The organism is Bradyrhizobium sp. AC87j1 (assembly GCF_002936975.1).
GTDB classification, from domain to species: Bacteria; Pseudomonadota; Alphaproteobacteria; order Rhizobiales; family Xanthobacteraceae; genus Bradyrhizobium; species Bradyrhizobium shewense.
The window spans coordinates 11,879-23,826 of the sequence record NZ_PTFE01000041.1 but is presented as its reverse complement, the minus strand read 5'-3'; the positions used below and the strand labels follow the sequence as shown (position 1 = coordinate 23,826).

7 protein-coding genes are annotated in these 11,948 nt (G+C 64.0%); 1 reads left to right on the top strand and 6 read right to left on the bottom strand.

Annotated features, from left to right (window positions below; all coding sequences use genetic code 11):
* The first annotated feature begins 290 nt into the window (after window positions 1-290).
* The gene (locus CV770_RS21295) at window positions 291-1,325 is read left to right on the top strand and encodes a cysteine synthase A (protein WP_104463716.1); all 1,035 of its coding nucleotides are present in this window, start codon (window positions 291-293) and stop codon (window positions 1,323-1,325) included.
* A gap of 60 nt (window positions 1,326-1,385) precedes the next feature.
* Here the strand turns inward: CV770_RS21295 and CV770_RS21290 are convergent, their stop codons facing one another.
* From CV770_RS21290 to CV770_RS21265, 6 genes are all read right to left on the bottom strand, one after another.
* Window positions 1,386-3,626, bottom strand: a complete 2,241-nt coding sequence (locus CV770_RS21290; protein ID WP_201759962.1) for an O-linked N-acetylglucosamine transferase, SPINDLY family protein — start codon at window positions 3,624-3,626, stop codon at window positions 1,386-1,388.
* 104 nt (window positions 3,627-3,730) lie between these two features.
* Entirely contained in the window at window positions 3,731-6,007 is a 2,277-nt protein-coding gene (locus CV770_RS21285) for an O-linked N-acetylglucosamine transferase, SPINDLY family protein (RefSeq protein ID WP_201759961.1), read from the bottom strand.
* A gap of 98 nt (window positions 6,008-6,105) precedes the next feature.
* Window positions 6,106-8,355 carry an O-linked N-acetylglucosamine transferase, SPINDLY family protein gene (locus tag CV770_RS21280; RefSeq protein WP_201759960.1) on the bottom strand — a complete coding sequence of 750 codons (2,250 nt, stop codon included), beginning with the start codon at window positions 8,353-8,355 and terminating at the stop codon, window positions 6,106-6,108.
* 102 nt (window positions 8,356-8,457) lie between these two features.
* Complete coding sequence (locus CV770_RS21275) at window positions 8,458-9,195, bottom strand: amino acid ABC transporter ATP-binding protein (protein WP_018323160.1); 738 nt, start codon at window positions 9,193-9,195, stop codon at window positions 8,458-8,460.
* Between the two features lie 11 nt (window positions 9,196-9,206).
* Window positions 9,207-10,727 carry an amino acid ABC transporter permease gene (locus CV770_RS21270; RefSeq protein ID WP_104463741.1) on the bottom strand — a complete coding sequence of 507 codons (1,521 nt, stop codon included), beginning with the start codon at window positions 10,725-10,727 and terminating at the stop codon, window positions 9,207-9,209.
* On the bottom strand, window positions 10,724-11,929 hold the full coding sequence (locus CV770_RS21265) for an amino acid ABC transporter permease (RefSeq protein ID WP_104463715.1): 1,206 nt from the start codon (window positions 11,927-11,929) through the stop codon (window positions 10,724-10,726). Before CV770_RS21265 ends, CV770_RS21270 begins: the two co-directional genes overlap by 4 nt.
* Between the last annotated feature and the right edge of the window lie 19 nt (window positions 11,930-11,948).

Here is an 11,948-nt window from a genome sequence, read left to right as displayed (position 1 = left end):
TCATCCACGGCCCTCGATGGCGAGAAGCCTCGGCCTTGGAAAAAGTTTGTCGCGAGTTGGCGGGCGACGACTGTCATCTTCCCTGGCGGGACGGAGCGCGGGGATTTCCTCCTACCGATATCCCGGCTTATGGCCGAGCGCATCGTCGCCGGGCGCGCCTCTTGGGAATATCGCTGTTTGAGCAGAGGTTTCGCTCGGTTTCGCCGCAGCGCAAAAGCCTTCCCCTTTGGCCTCCCAAGCACTACGTTCTCGCCAACCAGATCAACCCCCTTGGTAGCGATTTCCCCGACATGACCATTCGAAATGACGTTGTCGAAGCCATCGGCAACACCCCGCTGATCAAGCTGAAGCGCGCCTCGGACCTGACCGGCTGCACCATTCTCGGCAAGGCCGAGTTCATGAATCCCGGCCAGTCGGTCAAGGATCGCGCCGGCAAATGGATGATCCTGGAGGCCGAGAAGCGCGGCGAGCTCAAGCCGGGCGGTCTCGTGGTGGAATCGACCGCCGGCAATACCGGCATCGGGCTTGCGGTCGTCGCGAGCGCGCGCGGCTACCGCACCCTGATCGTGATCCCGGAGACGCAGAGCCAGGAGAAGAAGGATTTCCTGAAGCTGTGCGGCGCCGAGCTGATCGAGGTGCCGGCCCTGCCCTACGCCAACCCCAACAGCTACCAGCATGTCGGCCGGCGCCTCGCCGACGAGCTGCGCAAAACCGAGCCCAATGGCGTGCTGTTCGCCGATCAGTGGAACAACCTCGACAATGCCAAGGCGCATTACGAGTCCACGGGCCCCGAAATCTGGGAGCAGACCGGCGGTAAGGTCGACGGCTTCGTCTGCTCGGTCGGCAGCGGGGGCACGCTGGCTGGTGTCAGCCGTTACTTGAAAGAGCAGAACAAGAACGTGCGGATCGCATGCGCCGATCCGCACGGCGCGGGCATGTATGAATACTTCAGGACCGGCGATCCCAAGGTGACGCCGGGTGGCTCGATCACCGAGGGCATCGGCCTCAACCGGGCGACCGCCATCGTGGAGACCGCGAAGGTCGATGATGCCTATCTCATTCCCGATGCCGAAGCCGTCGGCGTGATCTACGAGCTGCTGCAGCACGAGGGCCTGTGCCTCGGCGGCTCGACCGGTGTCAACATCGTGGGCGCAATGCGCCTCGCCAAACAGCTCGGGCCCGGCAAGACGATCGTCACCGTGCTGTGCGATTCCGGCAGCCGCTATCAGTCGAAGCTGTTCAACGCGGATTTCATGCGGGCCAAGAACCTGCCGGTGCCGGAATGGCTTGAGAAGCGCAGCAACATCAAGCCGCCCTTCGTGTGATCGTCACGCGCCCCTCGGGTCGGGGACGCGGGTCCACAACGTCAGCGCCGTTCGGCCGGTTTACGCGACCTCGCCGCCTTGCGAGGCCGCGGCACAATAGTCGCGCCAGAACTGGCGGTAGCCCTCCTCGACCCTGCGCGTGTAGATCTCGACATTGCCGGCCGCCGAGGCTGCGATCTGAGCCGGCAGGCCCGCGCGCAATTTCGCCAGATGCTCGGGCTGCGAGGCAAATTTGCGGGCGATCTCGACATAGCCGTCGTCATCCTCGGCGACCCAGTCGTTAAGCCCGACCGCCGCCACGATAGCGCCGCCGGCGCGCGACGAGGCGCCGTGACCGAGCTTGGCCACGACAGGAACGCCCGCATAGAGGGATTCCCAGGTGCTGACGCCGCCATTCTGCGGGAATGGATCGAGCGAAATATCAACTTGCGCGAAGGCCCGCAGATGTTCCGCGCGCGCTGACGAGCCCAGGCAGGTGATGTTCTCTTCGGGGACGCCTTGGTTCACGAGTCGCGCAAGAAGGCCGTCGCGCACCATGGGATCGTCAAGCAGCGTATGCTTGATGATGATCTTCGATCCGGGCACCTCCCGCATCACCCTCGACCACACGCGGATGGCCTCATCCGAGATCTTGGAGATGCGATTGAAAACGCCAAAGGTCACATGGCCGTTGCGGAGCATGGGAAGCTCAGAAGCAGGCACATCCAGGATGGGATCGATCGTGATCAGGCAAGGTAGATCGCAGACCTTTTCAGCCAGTAGACCACGGACCGATTCCGGAATGAAGATCGGATCGGCGAGCACGTAGTCCATGGTCTGAAGGCCGGTGCCCGTGGCATGTCCGAAGCCCGTGACCTGGATCGGGGCCGGCTTGCGGGCGAATACCGGGAGCCTGTTGCCGGTCGTATGCCCTGACACGTCGATCAAGATATCGATCTTGTCAGCCTCGATACGATCGGCCAGTTCGCCGTCCGAAAGCTGCCAGGCGTCGACCCAGATGTCCGCCAGCGACTTGAACTTGGCGGTCATCTCATCTCGTACCGGCGAGCTCGAATAGCAGACGATCTCGAACTTGGCGTGATCATGGTGGCGCAGCACCGGTAACAGGCCGAACGCCGCCGAGTGGTACCAGAACTCGGCCGCGACATACCCGACCACGATCCGCCTGCCGGGATCGAGCTGCCGGGGCGCAAGCTTCCTCCGTGGCAATCTGGCGCCGATCGCATTCCACCAGGACTTGCGTGCCGCCTGCTGGACCTCGAAATCGGCCTCCGAGAGAAAGTCCAGAAAGTAGATCTTCCGCGCGATCAGCTCCGGCTGGTCCGGCGCGATGGCGAGGGCGGCGTCGAGATGATCGATCGCGGCCGCGATCTCGCCCTGGTTGGCAAGACAGGAACTCAGCAGCGCCAACGCGGTTGCCGAGCGCGGATTTTCCTCGAGCAACGCCGTGCAAGCCAGTATCGCCTGCGCCGTATTTCCCATGCTCAGCGCGACTTCTGCCTTTCCCCGCAAGGCCACTTCGAGCTTCGGTGACAGCGCAAGTGCCGCATCAAAATCCGCCGCCGCCCGTTCCGGCCGCGACAGCACAAAATTGAGCCGTCCGCGGTGCGCGAGGAGCTTCGCCGAACCTGGCCTGATCGCGAACGCCGCTGCGAGCGCGGCTTCCGCCTCGTCGTAATGCTTGAGCTCGATCCCGACCACGCCCTTGCCGACAAGGGCTTCTGCGTGACGCGGCTGAAACAACAGAGCGCGCTCGAAACTCTGCTTGGCGCGGTCAAATCGGCCCAGCGCCAGCTCGGCCAAACCACGATTGCAGAGCGCATCGGCGTTGTCGGGCTTCAGTCCGATGGCGCGGTCATACAATTCGATGGCTTGTTCCGGCAGGTTCATCTGGAGCAAGGCGTTGCCGAGGCCGGCCAGGGCAGGCGGAAAATTCGGCTTCAGCGCGATCGCCTTCTCCTGACATGCACGGGCGGCCTCAAATTTCTGAAGGGACAGGTGGACAGCAGCGAGATTGTGGTGCGCCTCGTGCGAACGCGGATCGATTGCGATCGCGCGCTCGAGCAGTTGTTGCGCCTCCTCCAGGCGCCCGCCCTGTTGCACGCTCAGGCCGAGCAAATGCGTGGCGTCAAAATGATCCGGAACGGCCTGTACAATCTGGCGGCAGAGCGCTTCGCTCTCCGCATATCTGCCCTGGCCATAAGCGCTCGCCGCGGCGGAGATGATGGCGTCGGCCTGCTTCTTCAATTTCTTCTGCAATCGCGCATTCTGGAATGCGCGCGCGCCGGCGCTGCTTTGCAAGATGTCTCTCCGGGAGATGGCCCATTGGCGAGTCTAGCTGATTCGCGCGGCAAGCCGGCCGAACCCCTCCGGGATATCCCGGCCCCGCCCAGGACTTGCCTGGCTCAGGAACCGCTGGGGGCGTCTGCCTCGCCTGCTACAGCGTCGTCGCTCTCCGCGGGGGCGGCACAATAGTCGCGCCAGAACTGACGATAACCCGCTTCGAGCTCGCGCGTGTAGATCTCGACATTACCGGCGGGCGAGGCTGCGATCTGAGCCGGCAATCCCGCGCGCAACTTCGCCAGATGCTCGGGCTGCGAGGCAAATTTGCGGGCGATCTCGACATAGCCGTCGTCATCCTCGGCGACCCAGTCACCGAGACCGACGGCGGCCACGATGGAGGCGCCGGCACGCGAAGAAGCCCCAATGCCAAGCTTGGCGACGACGGGAACGCCCTTGTAGAGGGATTCCCAGGTGCTGATGCCGCCATTCTGCGGGAACGTGTCGAGCGAAATATCGATCCTGTCAAAGGCCATCAGGTGATCGTCGCGCGAGGTGGTGCCGAGGCACGTGATGTCCTCCTCGGCAATGCCCTGCGCGATGAAGCGTGCGATCAGGCTATCGCGCAGCAAGGCATCGTCGAGCAAACCATGCTTGAGGATGATCTTCGATCCCGGCACCTCCCGCATGATGCGCGACCACACACGGATCGCATCATCCGATATCTTGTAGATGCGGTTGAACACGCCGAAAGTGACGTAGCCGTTGCGGAGCATCGGCAGCTCGGAGGGCTGCAGATTGGTGACGGGCTCCATCGTGATCAGGCACGGCAGATCGTGGATCTTCTCGGGAAACAAGTGCCGGGCCGATGGCGGAATGAAGATGGGATCCGCGAGCACATAGTCCATGGTCGGCATGCCGGTGCCCGTAGCGTGACCGAAGCCCGTGGCCTGGATCGGCGCCGGCTTCCGCGCGAAGCATTGCAACCTGTTGCCTGTGGTATGGCCCGACACGTCGATCAGGATGTCGACACTGTCGGCCTGAATACGATCGGCGAGTTCGTCGTCCGAAAGCCCCCAGGCATCAACCCAGACGTCAGCCAATGATTTGAACTTGGCGGTGTACTCGTCCGCGCCCGGCCAGCAGTAGTAGCAGATGATCTCAAACTTGGTGTGATCATGATTGCGCAGCACCGGCAGCAGGGTGAGTCCCGCCGAGTGCTGCCGGAATTCGGCGGCGACATAGCCGACCACGATCCGCTTTTCCGGATCGAGCGGCCGCTTCGGCAGTGTCCTTTGCGGTATCTTCGAGCCGATCGCATCCCACCAGGACTTTCGCACGGCCTGCTGGACCGCGAAATCGGCATCCGCGAGGTAGTCCAGCAAGAAGATCTTGCCTCTGATCGCGTCTCCATAATTCGGTCGGAGCACAAGCGCGCGATCGAGATATTGGATCGCAGCTTCCATGTCTCCCTGGTTCGAATAAGCGAAGCCCATCAGCGCCAACCCCATCTCGGAGCGCGGATTTCGCTCGATCAAGGTCGTCGCCGCCGCCATCGCCTGTGCGGTCCTTCCCATCACGAGGCAGACCTGCGCCTTGCCCCGAAGGGCCAGTTCGAGCTTGGGCGAAATCGCAAGAGCCGCATCGAAATCCGCAAGCGCGGGCTCGAGGCGCTGCAGCTCGTAACTGAGCCGCCCGCGCTGGGCCAGGATCCTCGGCGCGCCGGGCTTGATCGCGAGCGCCATGGCGAACTTGGCTGCCGCCTCCTCGTGGTGCCGCAGTTCCATGCTGACCATGCCGCTGCCGACGATGGCCTCTGCGTGACGCGGCTGAAACAGCAGGGCCCGATCAAAGCTCTCCTTGGCGCGCATGATCTGCCCAAGCACGATCTCGACCATGCCGCGATTGCAGAGCGCGTCGGCATAATCCGGTTTGATCTTGATGGCGCGCTCGTGCATTTCGAGCGCCTGCTCGTAGAGTCCCATATGCATCAGCGTGTTGCCGAGATTGGTCAGCGCCACCGCGAAATTCGGCTTCAGCGCGATCGCCCTCTCCTGGCACCGCCGCGCCTCCTCGTAATTGCCGAGGTCGAAATGCACGGTTGCGAGGTTGTTATGGGCATCGTGCAGGCGCGGATCGAGCGCAATCACGCGCTCCAGCAGCTGCTGTGCCTCCTCGAGGCGCCGGCCGTCATGGGCGCACATGCCGAGCAGGTGCATGGCGTCGACATGATCCGGAAGGGCCTTCAGGATCTCACGGCACAGCGCCTCGGTCTCGGCATAGCGGCCCTGGCCATAGGCGTTTGCCGCAGCGGCGATGACGGCGTCGGCCTGCTTCGTCAACTTCTTCTGCAATCGCGCATTCTGGAATGCGCGCGCGCCGCCGCCGCCGCTGTTCTGCAAGGTGTCTCTCCGGAGGATGCCCTCTGGGGAGTCTAACTGATTCGCAGCCCTGGCCCGCCGGTCACCAGACCAGCATCGCCTCCGGGATTTCCCGGGGCTCAGCTCTGGCTCGCCACCTCGCCGCGTTCCGAGGCGCCGGCACAATGATCGTGCCAGAAACGGCGATAGGCCGCTTCGACCTCATGCGCGTAGACTTCGACGTTGCCGGCAGGCGAGGCTGCGATCCGAGCCGGCAGTTCCGCCCGCAACGTCGCCAGATGAGCGGGCTGCGCCGCATATTTGCACGCGATCGCAGCGTAGCCGTCGTCATCCTCGGCGACCCAGTCGTCGAGGCCGATGGCCGCCACGATGGAGCCGCCGGCGCGCGACGAAGAGCCGTTGCCGAGCTTGGCGACGACCGGAACGCCCGCATAGAGCGATTCCCAGGTGCTGATGCCGCCATTTTGCGGGAAGGTGTCGAGGGAGATGTCGACTTGCGCAAAGGCCAGCAGATGCTCGTGGCGCGGGGTCGAGCCCAGGCAGGTGATGTTCTCTTCGGCAATGCCCTGGGCCACGAACCGCGCGATCAGGCCGTCGCGCAGCAAGGGATCATCGAGCAGCCCGTGCTTGACGATGATCTTCGACCCCCTCACCTCACGCATCACTTTCGACCACACCCGGATCGCCTCATCCGAGATCTTGTAGATGCGGTTGAACACACCGAAGGTCACATGGCCGTTCCGGAGCATGGGAAGCTCCGAGGGCGGCACGTCCAGGATGGGATCGATCGTGATCAGGCAGGGCAGATCATGGACCTTCTCAGTCAGCAAATGGCGCGCCGATTGCGGAATGAAGATTGGATCGGCGAGCACGTAATCCATGGTCTGAAGGCCCGTGCCAGTGGCGTGCCCGAAGCCCGTGACCTGGATCGGGGCCGGCTTGCGGGCAAATACAGGCAGCCTGTTGCCGGCCGTATGCCCGGATACGTCGATCAGGATGTCGATCTTGTCCGACTGGATGCGATCGACGAGCTCGTCGTCCGAAAGCTGCGCGGCATCGACCCAGACGTCCGCGAGGGGCTTGAACCTCTCGGTGATCTCATCCTGCAGCGGCCAGCAGGAATAGCAGACGATCTCGAACCTCGTGTGATCATGATGGCGCAGCACTGGCAACAGCGCGAACGCGGCCGAGTGGTTTCTGAATTCCGAGGCGACATATCCGACGACGATCCGCCTGCCCGGATCGAGCTCCCGGGGCGGCAGTGTCCGTTGCGGCAGTCTGGAGCCGATCGCATCCCACCAGGATTTTCGCGCCGCCTGCTGGATCGCGAAATCGGCCTCCGGCAGATAATCCAGGATGAATATCTTGCGTGCGATGGCATCCGCATAATCCGGCGTGATCTCGAGCGCCGCGTCGAGATGCTCGAGCGCCGTCGCGACGTCTCCCTGGTTCGCGTAGCAGGCACCGAGAAGCACAATCGCGTAATCCGATCGCGGATTGTCCTCGAGCAGGGTCTTGACGGCCGCAATCGCCTGCGTCGTGTTTCCCAAGAGAAGGTTGACCTGCGCCTTGCCACGCAGCGCGAGCTCGAGCCGCGGCGATTGCGCCAGCGCCGCATCGAAGTCCGCCGCCGCCTGCTCCAGCCGGTGCAGGTCGAAGTTGAGCCGTCCGCGCTGCGCCAGAATCCGCGGTGAACCCGGCTTGATCGCTAGCCCTGCCGCGAGGGCGGCTTCCGCCTCCTCGTAATGCCGGAGCTCGATGCACACCATGCCCTTGCCGGCGATCGCTTCCGCATGACGCGGCTGAAACGACAGGGCGCGATCGAAACTCTCCTTGGCGCGCTCGGACCGGCCGATCATCAGCTCCGCCATACCGCGGTTGCAAAATGCATCGGCATAGTCGGGCCGGAGCCCGATAGCGCGTTCATGCAGCCCGATCGCCTGTTCGCCGAGGCCGACGTTCAGGAGGGTATTGCCGAGATTGGTCAGGGTGATCGGACAATTCGGCTTCAGCGCAATGGCCTTCTCCTGGCATGCGCGCGCATCCTGGAATTTCTGGAGGTCGAAATACACGGCGCCGAGATTGCCATGGGCATCGGGCGAGCGCGGATCGAGCGCAATCGCGCGTTCGAACAGCTGTTGCGCCTCCTCCAGCCGCCCGCCCTCATACGCGCGCAGGCCGAGCAGGTGCGTGGCGTGGAAATGATCCGGAATCTCCTCCACAATGCCGCGGCAGAGCGTCTCGGTCTCCGCAAATCTGCCCTGCCGGAGAGCCTCGACCGCGAGCGACATGACGGCGTCCGCCTGCTTCCTCAACTTCTTGTGCAATCGCGCATTCTGGAATGCGCGCGCGCCGACACTGCTCTGCAAGGTCTCTCTCCGGAAGATGGCCCGGAAAGAGGCACAGCTGATTCGGATGGTGCCAGGCTGGCGGCCCGGTCAGACCGCCGAGGTCTCCCGATGGCTGAGTGCTCAGCGCAGGATCTGGCTCAGGAACAGTTTTGTGCGGGCGTGCTGGGGCGCCGCAAAGAACTCGTTCGGCGTGTTAGCCTCGATGATCTGGCCGGCGTCCATGAACACCACGCGGTTGGCGACCTCGCGGGCAAAGCCCATTTCGTGGGTGACGACCAGCATGGTCATGCCTTCCTCGGCGAGGTCCACCATGGTGTCCAGCACCTCCTTGACCATCTCGGGATCGAGCGCCGAGGTCGGCTCGTCGAACAGCATGACCTTCGGGTTCATCGTCAGGGCCCGCGCGATCGCGACGCGCTGCTGCTGGCCGCCGGACATCTGCCCCGGAAACTTGTTGGCCTGATGCGGGATCTTGACCCGCTCCAGGAACTTCATCGCGTTGATCTCGGCGTCCTTCTTCGGTATGTTGCGCACCCAGATCGGCGCCAGCGTGCAATTCTCCAGCACGGTCAGATGCGGAAACAGGTTGAAGCTCTGGAACACCATGCCGACCTCGCGGCGCACCGCGTCGATGTGCTTGAGGTTGGGCCCGAGCGCGATGCCGTCGACGACGATCTCGCCCTCCTGGAATTCCTCCAGCGCGTTGATGCAGCGGATCAGGGTCGACTTGCCGGAGCCCGAGGGTCCGCAGATCACGATGCGCTCGCCCTTCTCGACCGCGAGGTCGATGTCGCGCAGCACGTGAAAGTCGCCGTACCATTTGTTGAGGCCGGAAATCTTGACGATGGGGTCGGACATGGTGACCTCGATCAGTTGCGACGGTGGGCGTTGAGGCGGTGCTCGACGAACAGCGAGTAGCGCGACATTCCAAAGCAGAAGATGAAGTAGATGATCCCGGCGAAGGCGAAGCCGGTGAACGCGGTCGAAGGCGTCGACCATTTCGGGTCCGAGAACGAGGCCCTGAGCGAGCCCAACAGGTCGAACAGCGCCACGATCGAGACCAGCGAGGTGTCCTTGAACAGCGAGATGAAGCTGTTGACGAGGTTCGGAATGACGTGACGCAGCCCCTGCGGCAGCACGATCAGCGAGGTCGTCTTCCACCAGGACAGCCCCAGGGCCGCGGCGGCCTCGCCTTGCCCGCGCGGGATCGCTGCGAGCCCGCCGCGGACGTTCTCGGCCTGATAGGCGCCCGTGAACAGCGCGATGCCGATCAGCGCGCGGACGAGACCGTCGACGGTGAAATTGCCGGGCAGGAACAGCGGCAGCATGTAGGTGGCGAAGAACAGCACGGTGATCAGCGGCACGCCGCGCCAGAACTCGATGAAGGCGATCGAGAAGATCCGGATCAGCGGAATGGAGGAGCGGCGGCCGAGCGCCAGCGCGATGCCGATCGGCAGCGAGGTGACGATGCCGGTGACGGAGACCACCAGCGTCACCAGGAGGCCGCCCCACAAATTCGTCGTCACGACCGGCAGTCCACCGCGATCGAGCCCCATCAGCTTGATCACGACAGCGATGGCGGCGAAGGCCGCGATGCTCGAGGCCAGAGCGCGCCAACCCGTGCGCAAGCCGCCGCCGAGGCCGAAGGCGATCAACGACACGACTGCGGTCGTCATGGCAAAATCGGCCCAGACCGACTGGCCCGCCCCCTGGATCTGATCGCGCAGCCAGGTCAGCGGAAGGATGAGCCAGGAGATCGCCGTGCCGACCAGCACGATGAAATTCCCGACCACCCACAACAGCGGCGCAACGGCGGACGTCTTGCTGAGTCCGAGCACGGCCTGCCCGGCGCCGATGATGCTGTCGTCGAACAATTCCAGCAGGCCGGCGGTCCAGCTGAGGCCGAAGCCCTTGATGCCGCCACCGTGCAGCAGGAAGAACGCGACCACCGGAAATGCGAAGAAGAACAGACTGGCGTTGAGCCCCTTCGCCGGCAGACGCGGCACGAGCAGCGGCACCAGCAGGGCCACCGCAAGGATGAAGGTGAGGTTGACCCGCCAGCGCTCGGCCTCGGGATAAAAGCCGTAGATCAATTGCGGCAGCTTGGCCTGGATGTAAGGCCAGCAGGCGCCGACCGCAAAGCCGGCGTTCTCCGCGAGGCATGCCGTGCGGTCCTTGCCGCTCCAGACCGCATCGACCATCAGGAACCTGACCGAGGGAACGATGGTGAACCACAACAGCAAGGCGCCCACGATCGTGAGCAGGATGTTGGTCGGCGAGTTGAACAGGCGCGTGCGCATCAGCCCGACAAAGCCCGTGGTCTTCACAGGCGCGGGACGTTCGGTGAGCAGGTCCCGGCGGACGAAGCTGCTCGAGGCGATATCGCTCATGCGCCCAGACTCCGGCTGACGCGCCACCCGTAGACGCTCATGACCGCGCTGGTGAGCAGCGAGATCAGGAGATAGATGCCCATGGTCATCGCGATGATCTCGATCGCCTGCCCGGTCTGGCTCAGCGACGTGCCGGCGAACACCGAGACGAGGTCGGGGTAGCCGATCGCGACCGCCAGCGACGAGTTCTTGGTGAGATTGAGGTACTGGTTTGTCAGCGGCGGCACGATGACGCGCATGGCCTGCGGCACGACGATCAGCCGGAGCGTGGTGCCGCGGCTGAGGCCGAGCGAGGCCCCCGCCTCCATCTGCCCCTTGTGGACGGACAGGATTCCGGCGCGCACGATCTCGGCGATGAAGGCAGCTGTATAGGTCGACAGCGCCAGCGTCAGCGCCACGAACTCCGGAATGATCCGCGAGCCGCCGGCAAAATTGAAGCCCTTCAGCTGCGGCAGCTCGAAGGTGAAGGGCAAACCTGATACCAGCATCGTGGCGAGCGGCAGCCCAAACAGCAGGCCCAGCACAGCGGGCCAGATCCGGATCATCCGCCCTTCCTGAAACAGCGCGCGCCGCGCATAGAAGCGCAAGGCCAGTGACGCGACGATACCGAGCGCCAGCATCGCCAGAAATGGCTCCAGGCCGCTCCCGCCGACCGGGCTTGGAATGACGAGGCCGCGATTGCTGATGAAGGCAACGCCGAGCAGCGAGATGCTCTGCCGCGGATTGGGCAAGGCAGCGAGCACCGCGAGGTACCAGAACAGGATCTGGAACAGCAGCGGCAGGTTGCGGATGAGCTCGACATAGATCTCGCCGACGCGGGACAACAGCCAATTGGGCGACAGCCGGCACAGCGCGACGATGAAGCCGATCACAGTGGCGAAGACGATGCCCACCACCGAGACCACGAGCGTGTTGAGGAGCCCGACCACGAACACGCGCAGGAACGTGTCCGAGCCGGTATAGGAGATCAGGGTCTGGTTGACGTCGAAGCCGGCATTATTCCTGAGGAAGCCGAAGCCGGCGGCAATGTGCTGGTTTTCGAGGTTGGCGCGGGCATTGGAGACGATCTCATAGCCGATCCAGCCCAGGATCGCCGCGAAGGCAACCTGGACGGCAACGCCGTTCCAGCCTGCCTTGCCACCCAGAACGCGCCTGATCTTCAGCGCGATCTGGGGTGGCGGTTTTCGGGCCTCGGTGCTCATGCCGCTGCCAGCGGATCAG

Bases quoted from the DNA above. Each gene is read 5' to 3' on its own strand.
- CV770_RS21295 (WP_104463716.1), top strand. From the start codon at position 291: ATGACCATTCGAAATGACGTTGTCGAAGCCATCGGCAACACCCCGCTG.
- CV770_RS21275 (WP_018323160.1), bottom strand. From the start codon at position 9,195: ATGTCCGACCCCATCGTCAAGATTTCCGGCCTCAACAAATGGTACGGC.
- CV770_RS21270 (WP_104463741.1), bottom strand. From the start codon at position 10,727: ATGAGCGATATCGCCTCGAGCAGCTTCGTCCGCCGGGACCTGCTCACC.
- CV770_RS21265 (WP_104463715.1), bottom strand. From the start codon at position 11,929: ATGAGCACCGAGGCCCGAAAACCGCCACCCCAGATCGCGCTGAAGATC.